This window comes from Elusimicrobiota bacterium (assembly GCA_016182905.1).
Lineage (GTDB): Bacteria > Elusimicrobiota > Elusimicrobia > UBA1565 > UBA9628 > GWA2-66-18.
This window is the reverse complement of the sequence record JACPFR010000027.1, coordinates 1-17,536: the sequence shown is the minus strand read 5'-3', so window position 1 is coordinate 17,536 and position 17,536 is coordinate 1. Positions and strand designations below refer to the sequence as shown.

Below are 17,536 nucleotides of genomic sequence, written 5' to 3'. Positions count from 1 at the left end.
TAGTCTATCGCGCATGAAAGACCGAATCACCCCCGAATTCATCGCCGCGATCCCCAAGTCCGACCTGCACCTCCACCTCGACGGCTCGCTGCGGCTCAAGACCCTGATCGAGCTCGCCCGCGAGGCGAAGGTGAAGCTGCCCTCGTACTCCGAGGCGGGGCTTCGGAAGCTCGTGTTCAAGGAGTCGTATAAGGACCTCCCGGATTACCTGCACGGGTTCATGTACACCTGCGCCGTGCTCCCCGACCTCGAGAACCTGACGCGCGTCGCCCAGGAGCTCGTCGAGGACAACGCCGCCGAGGGCGTGCGCTACATCGAGGTGCGCTTCGCGCCGCAGCTTCACGTGACGAGCACGACGGGCGTGCGCGACGTCGTGCGCGCCGTCGCCGCGGGCCTCGCGGCCGGCGCCAAGGCGCACAACGGCTCCAAGGCCGTGAAGTCCGGCGAGGACGTCCCCTTCCATTACGGCATGATCCTCTGCGCGATGCGCCGCTTCAAGAAAGGCATGTCGCCTTACTTCGCCGACATGCTGCGCCTCATGGAGCACGCGCCGAAGGACGAGATATACGCGGCGGCGTCCCTCGAGCTCGCGCGCGCGGGCGTCGAGCTCGCCCAGGAAGGCCTGCCCGTCGTCGGCTTCGACCTCGCCGGCGAGGAGGCGGGCTACCCTCCCGCCGACCATTGGGCCGCTTATCAGTACGCCCACAACCACTTCGTGCGCAAGACCGTCCACGCCGGCGAGGCCTACGGCCCCGAGTCCATCTGGCAGGCGATCACGCAGTGCCACGCCAACCGCATCGGCCACGGCACCTTCCTGTTCGCCCAGGACATGATCCAGGACCCGAAGATCGAGGACCGCAAGCGCTACGTCGAGGACCTCGCGAACTACCTCGCCAGCCAGCGCATCGGCATCGAGGTCTGCGTCACGAGCAACCTGCAGACGATCCCGTCGCTCAAGTCGCTCGACAAGCACCCGATCCGCCAGATGATCGACCACGGCCTCTCGGTGTCCATCTGCACGGACAACCGCCTCGTGTCGAACACGACCGTGTCGCGCGAGGTCGGGCTCGTGTGCGCGCACGCGAAGGTCAGCCGCCTCGAGCTCAAGCGCCTGATCGTCGCCGGCTTCAAGGGCGCGTTCTTCCACGGCACCTTCGAGCAGAAGCGCGCCTTCGTCAAGGCCGTGTCCGCGCGCTACGACTACCTCGCCGCCCGGCACTTCCCGGCCGCCAAGTCTTAACCGGGATCGCGGCGGACGGTGTCGGGCGAGAACGCGGGCACGCACACGGCCACGTATTCGCACGGGCCGCCCGGCGTCGAGTAGCGCACCCACTCGCCTTTCGGGATGATGACGGCCTGCCCCTCCTTGACGAGGAAGGTCTTTTCGCGCGTCTCGACCCGGAGGGTGCCGGAGATCACGACCGTGTATTCGTCGAACTCCGGCGTCTGGCCGGGCTCGACCCACCCCGCGGGGCTCGACATGCGCGCGACGCTGGCCTTGTCCGTCTTGGAGCTGACGCGCCCGATGAACTCGCGGATGATCTTGGGCTTGTTGCCCGCGGCGGCGACTTGGACCGGCTTGTCGATGAGAACGGCCATGTCTTGTCCTCGAACTACTTCTCGGCCGGGTACCAGCCGCGGATCTCGACGTCGACCCTCATTTAGAGGTCGTCCTTGGCCTTCGACGGCGCGGGCGCGACGCCGACGAAGAAGCTCGACGCCTCCTTGGCCTTCCACAGCCCCTTGTCGTTGACCTTCAGCGTGATCGGGCGCGGCGTGTCCGCGCCGGCGCAGACCCCGAAGAGCTTGACCTGCCCTGGTCCGGGCGGGCCGTGCTTGTCGGTCTTGAACCGGAAGCGATAGGGCGGCGCCGGCAGGACGTAGTCGGACTCGGTCTTGACGCCCTCCGCGTAGCACCGCGCCACGCGCGCGTCCTTCTCGAGCTTCGGCAGCAGGAACTTGAAGCCCGCCGCCGGCTCGTAGCCCTTGTAGCCCGTCTTGCTCTTGGTGAGCTGCCCCTGGTCGATCGCCATGGTCATCAGCGGCTCGCCCAAGGCCTTGTCCTGGGCGTAAACCAGCATCGCGGTCACGAAAACGGCCGCGCCTCCCTCCGGCGTCTTGGCGAGCGAATCGCGCAGCGCGACGAATTCCTCGGTCGAGGACGGGAGCTTGTCCACCGTCACGACCTTGTCCGTCGGGGCGGCGGCGACGGCCGCGGCGGGCGACAACGAGACCGCGACGGCAAGAGCGATCGTTCTCATGGGGGTTCTCCTTACTTGCCGCAGTTGTAGCTGAACACGCACATCTTGTACGGCTCGACCTTGACGCCGAAGGCGACTTTTCCGCCGGAGTAGCATTTCGAGTTCTTGGTGATCGCGGCGATCGCCGCCGCTCCGCCGTGGACGCTCACGCTGCCGCTGTTGATGGCATCAAGATAATAATCGTCGACCTTCGGCTTGTAATCCCTGAGCTGCCCCTCGCCTTTCTTTTTAGCGGCGTCGTTGTCGGGCTTGAACTCGTAGATCATGCACTGCGCCGGACTGACGCAGTCGGGCAGGGCGCCGTTGAACGGCTGAGCCTGGCCGACGCAGCCGAACTTGGGCATGTCCTGCATGTTCTTGTGCTGGCTGACCCCGTACTTCGCGGCCTGCTGGAACCACGGATGGTTGGAGCCTCGAAGCTTGCTCAGCGCGAGGTTGTTGACCCGGGTCAGCTGATGCGCGACCTCCGCCACCAGAGGCTTGAGGTAGGTCGGCGGATTGGACTTGTTCTTCGTCATCCAGGGCTCGAGCTTGCTCTTGTACTTGCTCAGGGCCGCCTGGACCTTGCCCGGGATGGCCGAGCCGGCCTTGTCCGCCGCGGCCTTGGCCTCGACGAGGTCGCGGTCGGCGGCGCCTTCGAGGTCCGCGGCGCAGCCCGCGTACCAGATGTCGTGCATCGCCGCGCAGTCCAAACTGGCGACGGCCTTCGCTTCCTCGACCCATTTCTTCGCCTCCGTCTCGAACTCCTTCGGGGACATGACGGCGGCGGCGGCGGGGACGGCGGACAGCATGAGGCACATGATCGCTGTTTTCACGGTGGCTCCTTGCTTCTTCGTTTCTAAAGCACGCGGCTCTGGCTGGCGCCGTAGCGGCGGGCCTTCGGCTCGGTCGGGAAGGGGACGGCTCCCTCGGGGAGCTCGAGCCGCGGGGCGTAGTTCTTGATCGGCACGATCGGCACGCCGTCGGCCGCGGCCTCGGGCGCCGCCTCGCCGCCCTCCGCGCCGGCCTCGACGCCCTCCTCGGGCTCCTCGGCGGCCTCGTGATGGTCGCTGCCCTTATAGTTGACGGCCTTGGTCTTGACCACCGCGATCTCGATCCTCGGATCGAGGGCGACGTTGCCGGAGACCTTCCAGGAGAAGTCGTCCTCCAAGTCCGCCGCGTCGTACGCGGCGTATTTGGCGGCGCGGTTGAACTTGCCGATCACGGCTCCGGCGCCCGGGCTCTTCGCGCCGAAAAGAGCGCCGTTGCCGAAGAAGAGGTTGTCCTGGATCGAGACCTTCGGCCCCGTCTTGTCGTCGTATTGAGGGAAGATCGCCCCGCCGTAGTTGAGGGCGAACAGGTTGCCGACGATCTCGACCGAGGAGGCCGTGTACCGGTCGCCGATCTCGAGGGTCCCCGGGTTCGAGGTCGCCGGGTCGGGGTTGTAGGGCCAGTTGCGCGCGAACGTGTTGCCCTCGATGCGATAGCGCTTGAGCATGGTCTTCGAGGACGGCGAGCGCGCGCGCCAGCAGAACACGTTGTTGAGGAACACGTTGTTGCGCACGAGGACCTCGGCCTCGGTGCCGGCCGGGCGCAGGAAGGGCTCGGAAACGCCGGACGACGAGTTCAAGAATACATTGTCCGCGATCGTCAGGCGCTCGGCGGTCAGGTAGCCGAAAGCCAGCAGGGGCGAGGAGGGCGAGGTTCCCTTCTTGAGCGAGTTCGACTTGGCGTCGTAGCGGTTGGCCGCGCCCGAGTCGATCAGGAAGCCTGAAAGAGTCAGCTCCTTCAGGACCGCGCCTTTGCGGCCCTCGAACTTGACGACCGGCATCGTCATCGAGTCTCCCACGACGAGCCGCGTCGGCGCGGCCAGCGGCGAGCGCTTCTCGAAAGAGGCGTCGAAGCCGCCCAGGATGAGCAGGGCCGCGCCCGGAGCCTTCACCTCCGGAAAAGGCCAGTGCGGCACTCCGCCCTTGCCCGTCTGCTCGCCGGAGGCGACCTTGATCGTGACCGTGCAGTCGCCGCAGGCGTTCAGATGCTCGGCGGCCTTATCGAAGGCCGGACCCAGCTTTCCGGCGGAAACCACCGCCGACCCGTCCGCCTTCGCCTTCGCCGTCTCATAAGCCGGCGTGTCCTTCGCCGCCACCAATATCGTCAGGTCCGACGCGGCCGCCGGCGCCGCGGCCAAGACCGCGGCTAGAAAAATGTTCATGAGCCCTCCTCGCCCGCGCTGGGGCGGCACGAAGGCGGGTAAAATAACAAATATCGCGAAGATTGGGTGGGAATATGACGGCGAGGGACACGCCCTAGCGCGGCTCGCCCGGCAGATAAGGCCGCGTCGTCCCGTCGCCCTCGAGCACGATTGCCTCGGGCCTATGGGACAGATCGTTCGAGCCCGTGAAGAACAGGACGATCTTGACCCTGCTCCAGCGTCCCGGCTCCCGGCGCATGATCGCGGTCAGCGCGTCGCGCATCTTCTCGAAGTTCGCCCAGGTGTCGTCGGAGAAGCCGATGGCGTGACGGCCGCCGTCCGCGCCGAGAGGCGACGCCTGCAGGGCGTCGATGAACTCCGCCATCAGCTCGGCCTTGCGCTCCGCGGTGCGGCGCGTGCCGCCGACGCCGTGGAGGTTCTCGACCTTCGGCAGATAGCGGATGTAGCCGGCGGACTGGAGGTAGCGGAAGCCGTCGAGAAGCTGCTCGGAGGTGTGCTGGCGCGCGGTCAGCACGTAGGTGTGAGCGGCGAGGACAGGGTCGTTGAGCGCGCGGACCAGCGCTCCCCAGCTCGGGCCCTGCCACTCGGAGGCGGGAAGGTTCTCGACCGCGTGCTTGAGGTCGGCCGCGAACTTCGGGCCGAAGAACTCGCGGAACGAGGCGTCGCCGCGCAGCTCGTAGTCCCTGAGGTTGACGCCGCCGTAGGCGAAGTCCGCGCCGATGCTCTTCTCGATCACGGCGAAGCGGGCGGTCGGGACGGGAAGCTCCTGGTCGCCGCCTTTTTTGAACAGGATGATCTTCGTCGGGAAGCCGGGACCGAAGGCGTTGCCGTCGAGGTCGAGAACGTAGGCGGAGACCGGCGCCGCGACGGAGTCATCGGACGGGGCGACGCCGGGCTTGAGCCAGTCGACGAGCGCGGCGCGCAGCTGGCCGAGAGGGTTCGGGCGCTCGGGCGCGGCCGGAACGGCGGACGGACGCAGGGCGGCGGGCACGGCGACCGGCGCGGGGATCGCGACGGCGGGAGCCGCCAAGGCCGGCGCCAGGGACGGGGCGGACAGAGCGAGGACCGGGGACCGGAGGCCGGCGGGCGCGACGAGCGCCGGAGCGGAGAGGCCCGGGACCGGGACGGCGCCCGTCTGGACCCGAGTCAGGACCTGCGCGGGCGCCGGCGCGACCAGCCCCAGCGCCGCGAACGCGAAGAAGACTCGCGCCGGCGCGAGTCTCCCGGACCGGCGGCTGTTTCCGGAAACAGTCGCCATATGACCTACAGCCAGCCGCCGCCGACGCCGAGGAGGTAGTCGCGGACCTCGCGCAGGCCCTGAGCGTCGCGTGCCATCAGGTCGAGGGCGGACCTTCCGCCGAAGGCCTTGTTCGGGCTCTTGATCCAGTCGTTGGAAGCCGGCGCGCTCAGGATCTCGTTGATGCGGCGGTACACGCCGAGGGCCAGGGAGACGCGCTCGAGCGACGCGCGCGACAGGGAGGAAGGCGACTTCCGGTACCTCGCGTAGGTCCTCGCGTCCACGCCGAGGACCGCGCGGCGCTCGGCCGCCGTCAGCTTCCAGAGGTCCGCCAGCCGCTCGAAGGCCTTGAAGCCCGGAGCCGACAATCTCGCGCCGTTCGTCGTCAGGCCCGACCACTCGGCGAACGAGGAGGCCTGGCCGTCCTTGAAGCGCAGGCCGAGGCCGATCGCCTCGAGCGTCTGGTCGAGCGTCTTGCGCGCCATCTCGATCTCGTTGTCCGGCGCGCGGAAGAACGACTCCACCTCGGACTTCCACGGGGCGGAGACGAGGCCGCCGGCCGCGCCGATCACGCGGGTGCCGCCGCGCGGGCCGACCTTGGCCGACAGCGCCTTCCAGTTCGCCTTCACGAAGGACCACGCGCGCTCGCGCGTCGCGGAGTTCGAGAGGAGCCAGGCGTACGGCATCCACGCGTCCTGCGCGCGGATCTCGTCCGACACCGTCATCGCGAGATACCGGTCGAGCAGCGCCGGCTCCGAGAACTCGGCGAGGGCGCGCAGCATCAGGCTCTTCTGCTCCGGCGTCTTCGGCGCGGCGAGACGCGCGCGGAACGCGTCGAACAGCGCCGGGTCGTTGCGGCGCGCGGCGGCGGTCAGGACCACGGCGGAGATGGACGAGTCGATCGACGAAGGGTCGGCGAGATACTTCTCGAGACGCGCCGAAACCTGGTCCTGGTCGAGCGCCTTCGGCGCGAGAAGCGCGAGAGCGTTGAGCACCGTCGGCCGGGTCAACGTGGTCTCCTGGCTCTCGCCTTTTTTCTTGTCCCACCCGAGCTTCTGTTCGAGCGGCCCGAAGAAATCCGTCGCAAAAACGCCGAGCGCGTCGCGCTCGGCGTCGGTTTCGGACAATTCCTGACGGATCGTCTTCAGGTACCCGAACGCGTCCTCGACGATCAGTCGCGAAGCGTCGCCGCGGAACGCGGCGAGCGAATCGAGAAAAGTCGCGACCGGCATACGTCCGGCGCGGACCTGGGCCCACAAGTTGTTCAAAAGCCCCGCTCTCTCCACCGGAGAAAGTTCGCCGCGGCGCGACAGCGCCGCGGACAACAGCTCGGGGGACAGCGCGAAGCGGTAGTATCCGGTCTCATTCGCGTTCGGGTACACCCAAAGTATTTCGCCGGCGCCCGGCAAGGTCACCCTCTTCGTTGCTTTATCCAACAGCACCGAGGCGGTGCGCGTCTTGCGCTCCCCCTTGAGGCGATAGCGCACCACGACGGGGATGGACCACTTCGTGTCGGCCTTGAGGTCTGACGCGAAGAACCGCTCCTGCGCCAGCGTGAGGACGCGGCCTTCGGCCGTCACCGACACGACCGGGACTCCCCCCTGGCTCAGCCACTTATCCATCATCTTTCGCACCGGCTTGCCCGACGCGCGCTCGAGCTCCCTCGCGAGGTCCTTCGCTTCCGCGTTCTTATACGCGAAGCGCCTCATGTAGCCCTGCACGCCCTTGCGGAACGCGGCTTCGCCGACATACGCCTCGACCATGCGCAGCAGCGCCCCGCCCTTCTGGTAGGACATCGGGTCGAACATGGCCTGGATCTCGGCGGGCGTGGCCGCGTCGGAGCGGACCGGGCGCGTGCCGGGCAGGGCGTCGATGGACAGCGGCGAGCGCTTCCCCTGGTCGAACTCGTCCCAGACCTTCCACTCCGGCTTCCACGAGTCCACGACCTTGTAGGCGAGCCAGGTCGCGAAGGCCTCGTTGAGCCACAAGTCGTTCCACCAGCCCATCGTTACAAGGTTGCCGAACCACTGGTGCACGATCTCGTGGCAGACGACCTCGGCGACGCGGCGCTTGGCGGCGTCGGAGGACAGCCTCGGGTCGATCAGCAAGGACGTGTCGCGGTAGAGGATCGCGCCCCAGTTCTCCATGGCCCCCGAGGCGAAGTCGGGCGCGGCGACCATGTCGAGCTTGGGCAGCATGTACGGGAGGCCGAAGTACGAGTTCAGGCGCTTGAGCGCGTTCTCGCCCGCGTCGAGGGCGAAGTCGGCCTGGGCGATCTGGTCCGGCGCGGCCCAGACGGTCAGGACGGTCTTGCCGACCTTGCGCGTGCGGGGCTCGAGACGGGCGGCGAAGACGGCCAGGAGATACGACGACATCTTAGGGGTCTCCTGGAAAGAAACGACGCGGCGGCCGTCGAGGACCGCGTCGGAGACCGGCGGCATGTTGGATAACGGCGTCAACCCCGCGGGGACGTCCAACGTCAACCTGAAGCCCGCTTTGAACGACGGCTCGTCGAAGCACGGAAGAACGCGGCGCGCGTGCGTGGGCTCGAGATGGGTGAACGACCAGGACTCGTCCTTGGTCCCGTTCTTGCCCCGCGACTTGTACAGGCCGCGCATCAGCTCGTTCATCTTGCCGGAGTACTCGATCTCGACCTCGGCGCGGCCCTCGAGCGGCGCGTCGAGGAGCAAGGTCACGGTCTCGGCCTTCGCGTCGACGACGATCTTCGACGGGTCCAGGCGGCGGCCGGCGACGACGACCGAGGTCAACGACAGGTCGAGCGCGTGAAGGACGAGCCGCGGCGCGGGCTGTTTCGATTCGAGGGAGATCTTGACGCGGCCGGTGAACGCGGCGTTCTCGGGATCGAGCCTCAAGCGAAGATCATAGGTCCTCGGAAGCACGGTCTTCGACAGACGGCCCGCGGAGGACGGGGGCAGCGGCGCTTGCGCGGACGGGGCGCCGGAGGGGACCTCGTCGCCCGCGCAGGCGGCGCAGGCATGACCCTTCGCGGCGTCGAAGTGGAGGTTCAAGGTGGCCGCGGCGGCGGCGGGAGTCTCGGCGAGGCCGGCGGTCAGCGCGTCGAGGGAGGGCTTGGCGGCGGAGAGCTTGGGTTCGTTCTTCATGATGGGGGCGGCCGCGACGGGGGCGGCAGGGATCACGACGACGGCCGGGAAGGGCATTATAGAAGGAACGGCGGTCAAAGCGGGGGTGATGGAGAGCGCGGAGGGGAACGACAGAACGGAAGGGGCGCTCATGTTGGCGCCGACGGATTGGAACGGCAAAGAAATATGACCGGGACTCACGGGAAGACCGGATTTCACTTGAGCCGCCGACGGCGACGGCAATGAAACGACCACGGCGACGGCGATCAACCTCGTCATGCGTCCTATTTTATCGAATGATTTCAACGCTCATATGGGACCTAGGGGCCCGCGAGGCTTAGACTTTCGGCCCAAGAGATGAGTTCAAAGTCCCAATAATTCCTAGTCCCCTTACCTGAGGCTTTTGGGCCCCGAGGGCTCATCCGCTCGACCCCCTCTTGCGGTTATACTTCGAGCTATGATCAAACACGCTCTTTCCCTTTATATCGCTCTCTTCCTCGCCGCCGGCCCCGCGACCGCCCAGATGCAGGAAGGCGCCGCCGCCGGACGCGCCGGGACCGCCCCGGTCGGGACGGCGGGCATCAACGCCGGTCCCTCCGTCAACGCTCTCCCCGCCCTTCCCGCCGCGTCCGCCGGCCTGACTGGAGCGCTCAGCCCGTCGGTCGCCCCCGTCGTGACGGCCATCGAGGCCGCCGCCGTCCGTCCCGAGACCCTGAGGACCTTGGCCGCCGACGTCTCCCCCGCCGCCGTCTACGCCCGCGCCCTCATCGCCGCGCCGGTGACGCCCGCCGTCCGCGCCGAGGCCGTCAAGTCGCTCGGCGAGGCCGCCGTCGTCCGCCTCGAGACCGCCGTCAAGACCTTGTCCGTCGAGGCCCAGGCCTCCGCCAAGGCCGCCGCGTCCCTCAAGACCGTCGCCGCCGAGTTCGCCGCCCTCGGGAGCCGCGCGCCCGAGGCCGTCGCCGCCCCGGCCGCCCCGAAGCGGGTGTGGAACGCCCTGAAGCGGGCCACCGTCACCGCGATGATGGCCGTCACCTTGACGATGTCCGTCGCCGGCCCCGCGATCGCCCAGCACTCCGCCGCCCTTCCGAACGTCCCCGCCGCGACGATGATGGCCCAGCTCGGCGCGCAGCAGCACGCCCAGGTCGTGCAGGCCGCCGACATCAACGACGCGATCGCGAAATGGACGCCGGCGACGAAGGTCATCGTCATCGGCAACCCCGGTCTCGACGCCGGCTCCCAACGCCAGCTCGCCTCGTGGCTCGCCGACAAGCACTGGACCGTGATCATCATCCAGAGCAACGCGGGCATGACCTACCGCGACGCCGAGGGCCGCACGCACTACGACAACGACGCCGTCGAGTACGGCGCCGGCCAGGGCATCTACAAGAAGAACGGCTTCTCCTCCCAGATCGACGAGGCGAGCGGCCTCCAGGACGGCTCGATCCTGGTCATCACCATGGAGCAGCGCAAGCTGTTCCTGCGCAACTCCGAGGCCCAGCGCGTCAACGGCCTCGACGGCGAGCGCGAGTTCCCCGGCAACCTCGACCAGTGGGCGAAGGCCCGCCTGCGCGCCGGAGGCGACATCATGGGCGCCGCGAAGGAGACGGTCACGAACGTCGATTCCCAGCTCCAGTCCGCCGTCGCCTCCGCCTCCCAGAGCGCCAAGTCCTCGGTCGCCTCGGCGAAGTCCTCCCTCGAGGAGCTCGCCAAGGCCCGCGCCGCCTTCACCCGCTCGCACCCGTCCGCCGCCGCGACCGTCGGCGCCGCGGACCTCGGCGCCCTGCGCCTCCAGCTCGCCGCCGCCGAGAAGGCCCTGGCCTCCAAGTCCAACGCCGAGGCCGCCCGCCTCGCGGGCGCGGTGTCCTCCGCCGCCCAGAACGCGTCCTCCTCGATGGCGAGCTACCAGTCGAACTACGACGCGGGCAAGTCCCTGATCGCCTCCGTCCGCGGCGAGGTGGACGCTCTCGAGCGCGCCTCCGGCTCGTTCCTGAAGGCCCACCCCAAGGCGACCGGCGACCTGGCCCGCCCCGATCTGCGCGCGATGCGCGAGAAGCTCGCTTCCGCCGAGTCCGCGCTGGCCGCCAACCCGTCCGGGGCCAAGTCCGCCGCCGACGCCGTCGCCGCCGAGGCCCGCCGCGTGCAGGCCGCCCTCAACGAGCACGCCGCCGGCGCCGACCAGATCGCCGCCTCCGAGGCCGTGCTCTCGCAGCTCGAGTCCCGCGAGCGCGCCGGCTCCGCGTCGACCGACCTCGTGACCGCGAAGCAGTCCCTGCGCGAGGCCCGGGAGGCGCGCGACCTCGGCGCCTCGACCTGGTCCTCCCAGCTGCAGAGCGCGAAGTCGGCGCTCGCCAACGCGGAGCGCTCGATCGCCGACGCCGACGCCGACGCGAGCCGCAACGCGATGCTGGCGATGATCTTCTGGATCCTGCTCGGGCTCGGCACGGCCGGCACGAGCGCCTTCCTCAACTGGCGCGCCCGCAAGGCCCGCGGCAAGGCCGAGGCCGAGCTCACGAAGTGGGACGCAATCCTGGAGACCAAGCTCGACGCCGTCATCGACGAGCTCGACAAGCGCATGGACGTGTACGTCGGGCCGATCTCCGGAGAGAAGTCCCGCGGCTGGGAGGACGAGACCGACGCCGCCGCGGCGAAGGTCCGCCAGGACGCGGGCCGCGCGAAGCTGTACCTCGCGATGGCGCGCAACATCCACGACCGGGCGACCGCGCTCGTCCGCCCCAAGGCGATGACGCTCGGCTGGATCGTCAACCAGCTCTGGCCCTCGCGCTACCTGAAGGCCGAGGCCATGCTCGCCGCCGAGCCGCTGACCTTCAAGCCCGAGGACGGCTTCGACGCGCTGTTCGAGAAGAAGAGCGATTGGCGCGGCGACCTGTACGGCGAGGCGAAGGACTACGCCCCCGTCTCCGAGAACTTCGAGAGCGTGATGGCCAAGTTCAACGCGACGTCGAGATCAGCCGTCGCGGCTCTCGACGAGATCGAGAAGGCGTCCACCGGCTACGGCGCGGCGTTCGACGCCACCGAGGCCGCGATCGCCGCCGCCGCGAAGAAGGCCGCCGAAGCCGCCTCCGGCGCCTTCTTCAGACTCCCGGAGCTGGCCGCCTCCATCCTCCCCCAGGCGAAGGAGACCTTGGCCGCCGCGCGCGGCAAGGCCGCGAAGAACCCTATCGGCGCGATGAAGGGGCAAGGCGCGCTGGCCGGGCGCATGGCCGCGGATTCAAAGTCGCTCGCCGAGCTGGCGCTGTCGATGTACCGGGACGAGCTCGCCGTGACGGACCCCATCGTCGCGGCGCTGACCGCGGCTTCCGTCGGAACCAAGTGGATCGCCGACGACCGCGCGGCGCTCGACGCGCGGGCCTCCAAGCTCGCCTCCTCCCTCGCCCAGAGCGACGGGGCCAAGGGCCTCGCTTCCCTCCAGGCCGCGTACGCGGAGCGCGCGGCGAGCCTGGCCAAGGCCAAGAACGGCCTGAGCCGGATCGCCGCGTCGCGCGCCGAGGCCGTGAAGTCGGCCGCGGCCGTCGAGGCCGCGCGCTCCCAGGCCGCCTCCCGCCTCGGCCTCGAGGCGGACGTCATGCTGCGCGAGGCCAAGAACGACCCGACCGAGCGCCTGACCGCCGCCGCCGTGGCGCTCGACGAGGCCTCCGCCAAGCTCGGCGAAGGCAAGCTCGCCGAAGCCGAGGCGTCGCAGAAGCTCGGCGCGGACCTCGTCGCCCAGGCCGACGCCATCGTCTCCGCGTCTCTTCAGTCGTTGAAGGAGCAGGACGGCGACGTCGCCGGCCGCATCGCCGAGGCCCAGCGTCTCGACGCCCTGCTCCCCGAGAGGGCCGAGGTCCTCAAGACGATCAAGCGCGACTTCGCCGCCTCCACCCTCGGCCTCGCCGCGGGCGACGTCTCCCACCCGAACTCCAACGGCACGATCGACGACAACGTCGACGAGGCCCAGGTCGCGATCGACGCGGCCAAGGCCAAGCGCGAGAAGGCCGTGCGGCAGTTCCGCGAGGCCAAGCTCCTCGAGGCGGCGTCTTTGCTCGACCAGGCGATGGCGCACGAGTCGATCGCGCAGAGCCGGCTCGACGAGATCGCCGAGAAGCGGGCGCGCCTCGACAAGGCCGTCGTCGACAACGGCGCCTTCCTCGAGAAGCTCGAGGCCAAGGTCCGCTCCTGGAAGACCGAGATCCCCGACGACAAGCGCACGATGCGCCCGACGATGGCGGCCTACGCCGACTCCGTCAAGTCCCTCGGCGAGGCGCGGAGCGCCAGCGATATGAAGAAGGGCGACCCGTTCAAGGTCGCGGCCGCCATCGCCGCGGTCTCCGCCGGGCTCGACCAGCTCTGGGTCAGGCTCAACAACGACCGCGACGCGTACGCGGAAGTCGTGCGCAGCCTGAAGGCCGCCGACGCCCAACTCGGCTCCGCCGCCCGGCTGGCCCAGGAAGCCCAGGGCGACGGCGTCGCCGACAGCCCCGCGATCACGAGCGCGTTGAGGGAGCTCGCCAATCTCCGCTCCGCGTACGAGTCCGCCTTGGCCGCCTCCCGGGTCGAGCACGGCGAGTGGCCGAAGGTCGACGCGGAAGCCGACCGCATCACGGCCCAGGCGGCGCACGTCGCGGCTTCGCTGAAGGGCGAGATCGCCGCCGCCGCCCGCGCGACCGAAGTCATCTCGAACGCCGCGCACAAGGTCCGCGAGGCCACGAACTGGACCGGTTCCTATGGGGTTTCCGTTCCCGGCTCCCCCGGCTCCGGTTCGCTGAACTCCGCCAAGTCCGCCCTCAACAGCGGCGATTATGACGGGGCTATCCGTTACGCCGAAGCCGCGCGCAGCGCGGCGATTTCAGCGATCCAAACCGCCGAGGCCGAAGTCTCTCGCCGCAGGCGCGAGGAAGAAGAAGAGCGCCGCCGCCAGGAAGAAGAGCGGCGCAGGCGCCAGCAAGAAGAGGATGATCGCCGTCGCCGAAGCGAAGAGGATAGCCGTCGCTCCTCGAGCGGCTCAAGCGGCGGCGGCTCCAGCTGGGGCGGTTCAAGCTCAGGCGGCGGCTCCTCCAGTTGGTGAGGAAGTTCCTCGCCGTCGCCGTTCTATTGACGTCCGCCGCGGCGCCAGCCGCGGCGCAGGTACGAGTCGGAATAGCCGTTAAGCCCCCGTCGATCGGCGCGGTACCGGTCGTCGGAATGGACCGTCTGAACGAGTCCTCCACGCCGTTGCCGTTGACGTCTTTGTCGTTGTCGCCTTCTTTATCGCCCGCCGTTTCCCCCACGCCGAATTCCGTTGTTTTGCCTGTCCTGCCGCGCCCCTCCATCGCCGTTCAAACTCCGTTGCCGTCGTCGTTATCCGTTTCGATCAAACCGTCCGCCGCCAAAGCCGACGACGTCCGCCGCGAAGCGGCGAAATCCGTCGCTGAATGGAAGTCCTCACGCCAAGCCGCTCCCGCATCGGCCCCCGCTGAGACTCCGTCTCTCGAGCTGGACGCCCTCTTCGACGGCTCCTTCCCCGCCTCGCGCGAGGTGCTTTCCCGCGCCGCCGCCCGCGGCGTGGACGCGGCGGCGCTCGCCCAAGCCCTCTCCCTCTCTCAGTCCCCCTCCGACGCCGCGGCCCGCCTTTCCTCGCTGGGCGTCCTCGGCTCCAAGGAATCCTCCCTCGCCGTTTCTCAAGAAGCCGAGTTCCGCTTCTTATTGACCCGCCTCTGGCGCAAGACCTCCTCCTCCCTCCCCTCGCCGTTCGCCGTGGACAAGACCTTCTCCGTCCCGGCTCTGACCGTGGAGCGCGACGGGACCGTCTTTTTCGTGCACGGCGTCGCCCACGGGAAGTACGGCGCGCCCCGCCGCGGGGCCGTGCTGTCCACGGTCCGACGCGCCTTGGCCGCCGGCCACGCCGTCTACTCCGAGCAGAACCTTCCCGCTTATTACGGGTACAAGGCAGGCCTCGAGACGCTCGACCACGCCTCCGCCTCCGGCGCTCCCGCGAAGGTGGTCCCCGCCGCCCCGGGCTTGACGCGCGCGGCCCTCCTTCTGAAGCGCGCCATCGACTGGGCCGTCGCTCCCGGCTCGACCCTCGCCGCCCTGGCATGGGTGATCGTCTCGCCCGCGTCGCCGTTCGCTTGGATCCTCCTGCCGCTGTCCGGCGGGCTCGCCTGGCTCATACTCTCGGGCGGCCTGCCCCTGATGGCCTGGAAGCGCCGCATGCTGGCCGCGGGCGCCCGCGCCGAGGGCCTCGAGGACATCGCCGACCAGTACGCCGACGAGGCGCGCCATTTCTTCGTCGCCAAGCCCGATCTCGAGGTCCTGCGGGGCCTGGAGCTCCCCCAGCCCCTCGGAGCCTCGGAGGACGCCTTCTCCGTCCGCTCGCGCGCCATCGCCGACGCCGCCGCCGCGCACGCCGCCGCGACGGGCGCCAAGACCGCGCACGTCGTCGTCGGCCATCTGCACGCCCACGAGGTCGCCGCGCGCCTGGCCGCAGGACCCAGAGCGCCGGCGCCAGGGTCCCAGATTTCCTAGGCCTATTAGATTCCTGAAATGACACCTAGAGTCTCATGCCGAAAAAGACGGTACGCAGTAGAATAAGCCCCGAAACCGATTCCCGGAGGATCACCCTGATGTTCAAGAAGTCACTCGCCTCGATCGTGTCGGCCGCCGTCCTCGTGGCCGGACCCGGACACCTCACCTTGGACGCGGCGGCGCAGACGCTCACGCGCGGCCCCGTCACCGGCGTGAGCGTGACCCCGGCGATCGGAACCGGGCTCAACAGCCCCGTCCCCGGCGCTTCTTCCTTTAACACGCCGTCCCTCACCCCCGCCGCCCTCCTCTCCCCGAGCCTGACGCTCGCCCCGGCGCCGGTCCTGCCCGCCATCGCCTCCCCCGTCTCGCTGGCGCCCGTCCCCGCCTCCCTCGCCGACCGGCCGCTGTCCGCCGCCGCGAAGTCCGTCCCCGCGACGCCCAAGGGCTCGCCGCTGTCCGTGATCGAGTCCCGCGACGCCAAGGTCGGAGTCGCCGAGAAGGGCGCCGCCTTGAACGCCCTGTTCGAGAACTCCCTCGCCGCCGGCTCCGAGTCCCTCGAGGTCCTCGGCCGGTCCGCCGCGAGCGATTCGCCTCTGGCGAATCGAACCGGCCTCTCCCGCGCCGAGGCCGTCTCCGCCAAGTCGCCCGCGTCCATCCGGAACGCCGCCCTCGCGAAGGGCCGCGCCGCCGGCGAGCTCGCGATCGTGAGCCTCGTCAAGCGCGCCTGGAACGCCGTCCTCGGCATGCTCGGCATCGGCGTCAAGAAGCTGGAGACGCCCGAGGTCATGGCGCAGCGCATCATCGACCAGCTCAACGCCGCCAAGCCCGTCTACAACCGCAAGGTGCAGGAAGCCTCGACCTTGGTCGAAAAGCTCAAGCTCCAGGTCGAAGGCGAGACCAAGAAGGTCGCCGAGCTCGAGCAGGGCATCACCGCGCTCCTCTCCGACTCCGACCCGGCCAACGACATCATGGCCTCGGGGATGATCAACCAGCAGAAGACCCTGGCGGCGTCAATCGCCGCCAGCCAAGAGCAGATCGTCCTCGCCGAGGCGACGCTCGTGTCCATCAAGGACGAGCGCGCCCGCTTCTTCTCCGAGCGCGAGGAGACCATCGCCAAGATCCAGGCCGGCCTCACCAAGTCCGCCGCCGCCGACATCCAGAAGCAGATCGCCGAGCTCAAGGGCGGCTTCCAGGTCGGGGACCTCAAGGACAACATGGACAAGTTCGAGGACGCGGTCAACGACAAGGTGGCCGACGCCAAGGGCACCGTCGACTCCGTGGAGTCGAACCCCGACCAGATCCTCAAGAAGGCCAAGGATTCCCTCAAGTCGCAGGAGATCAAGGACGAGCTCGCGCGCCGCAAGGCGGCCATCGAGCAGGCTCAGAAGGACAAGGGCGCGGCGGGCGGCGGCGTCGTCAGCACGCTCAAGGCCGTCGGCATCGCCGTCAACGTCGTCATCGGCGTGTGGGCCGGCCTGAACACGGGCTGGATCGCCATGATCCTCGCGGCCTCCGCCGTCTCGGGCCTCGTGATCCCGATGGGCTCCATCGGCGCCGTCGCCGGCGGCGTGTTCGCCGAGAAGGTCATGAAGACCTCGGGCGCCAAGACCGCGGGCATCGCCATCCTCGGCGGCGTCATCGGCGCCGGCGTGGGCGTCGCGCTCGTCGGCCTCGCCGGCTACGCCGGCTTCGCGCTCGCCTCTCCCGCGATCGCGATCACCCTCGGCGTCTCGGCGCTCGTCGCGAGCGTCCTCGACCTCGGCTTCAAGACGATCTTCAAGAAGGACAAGCCCGCGAGCAACGACGACAAGCCCGCCGCTGGCGGCCTGCTCCTCGAGCTCGGCATCGGCGCGGCCGTGATCGCGGTGATCGCCGCGGTCTCCGCGCCGTTCCGCAACCTGCTGGCCCGGGCCTGGAACGCCGCGCTCGGCATCTTCGGCCTCGGCGTCAAGAAGCTGGAGACGCCCGAGGTGATGGCGCAGCGCATCATCGACCAGCTCAACGCCCAGAAGCCGGTGTACAACCGCAAGGTGCAGGAGGCCTCGACGCTCGTCGAGAAGCTCCGCCTGCAGATCGAGAAGCAGGAGGCGCAGTCCGCCGAGCTCGACCGCTCGGTGACCGCGATCCTCTCCGACAGCGACCCGCTCAACGACGTCATGGCCGAGTCGCTGCTCAACCAGAAGAAGACGGTCGACGCGTCGACGCTGTTGACCAAGGAGCAGCTGGCCATCTCCGAGAAGACTTT

General features: G+C 69.1%; 10 protein-coding genes. 4 read left to right on the top strand and 6 right to left on the bottom strand.

What is annotated here, in order from left to right:
- Window positions 1-13: 13 nt before the first annotated feature.
- Complete coding sequence (locus HYV14_10485) at window positions 14-1,240, top strand: adenosine deaminase family protein (protein ID MBI2386427.1); 1,227 nt, start codon at window positions 14-16, stop codon at window positions 1,238-1,240.
- Here the strand turns inward: HYV14_10485 and HYV14_10480 are convergent.
- From HYV14_10480 to HYV14_10455, 6 genes are all read right to left on the bottom strand, one after another.
- Complete coding sequence (locus HYV14_10480) at window positions 1,237-1,599, bottom strand: cupin domain-containing protein (GenBank protein ID MBI2386426.1); 363 nt, start codon at window positions 1,597-1,599, stop codon at window positions 1,237-1,239. The two genes, HYV14_10485 and HYV14_10480, sit on opposite strands and share 4 nt — an antisense overlap.
- A 62-nt stretch (window positions 1,600-1,661) precedes the next feature.
- Window positions 1,662-2,261, bottom strand: a complete 600-nt coding sequence (locus tag HYV14_10475) for a hypothetical protein (GenBank protein MBI2386425.1) — start codon at window positions 2,259-2,261, stop codon at window positions 1,662-1,664.
- Between the two features lie 11 nt (window positions 2,262-2,272).
- The gene (locus HYV14_10470; GenBank protein ID MBI2386424.1) at window positions 2,273-3,076 is read right to left on the bottom strand and encodes a hypothetical protein; all 804 of its coding nucleotides are present in this window, start codon (window positions 3,074-3,076) and stop codon (window positions 2,273-2,275) included.
- 23 nt (window positions 3,077-3,099) lie between these two features.
- Entirely contained in the window at window positions 3,100-4,452 is a 1,353-nt protein-coding gene (locus HYV14_10465; protein ID MBI2386423.1) for a hypothetical protein, read from the bottom strand.
- Between the two features lie 94 nt (window positions 4,453-4,546).
- The gene (locus HYV14_10460) at window positions 4,547-5,710 is read right to left on the bottom strand and encodes a hypothetical protein (GenBank protein MBI2386422.1); all 1,164 of its coding nucleotides are present in this window, start codon (window positions 5,708-5,710) and stop codon (window positions 4,547-4,549) included.
- Window positions 5,711-5,715: 5 nt separating this feature from the next.
- Window positions 5,716-9,069: an ERAP1-like C-terminal domain-containing protein gene (locus tag HYV14_10455; protein MBI2386421.1), complete on the bottom strand. Its 3,354-nt coding sequence runs from the start codon at window positions 9,067-9,069 to the stop codon at window positions 5,716-5,718.
- Between the two features lie 178 nt (window positions 9,070-9,247).
- On the opposite strand from HYV14_10455, the gene HYV14_10450 reads away from it, so the two are divergent.
- From HYV14_10450 to HYV14_10440, 3 genes are all read left to right on the top strand, one after another.
- Window positions 9,248-13,852, top strand: a complete 4,605-nt coding sequence (locus HYV14_10450; GenBank protein MBI2386420.1) for a hypothetical protein — start codon at window positions 9,248-9,250, stop codon at window positions 13,850-13,852.
- A 218-nt stretch (window positions 13,853-14,070) separates the two neighbouring features.
- Entirely contained in the window at window positions 14,071-15,291 is a 1,221-nt protein-coding gene (locus tag HYV14_10445) for a hypothetical protein (GenBank protein MBI2386419.1), read from the top strand.
- Between the two features lie 98 nt (window positions 15,292-15,389).
- The coding region (locus HYV14_10440; protein MBI2386418.1) for a hypothetical protein at window positions 15,390-17,536 on the top strand (2,147 nt) is incomplete at its 3' end.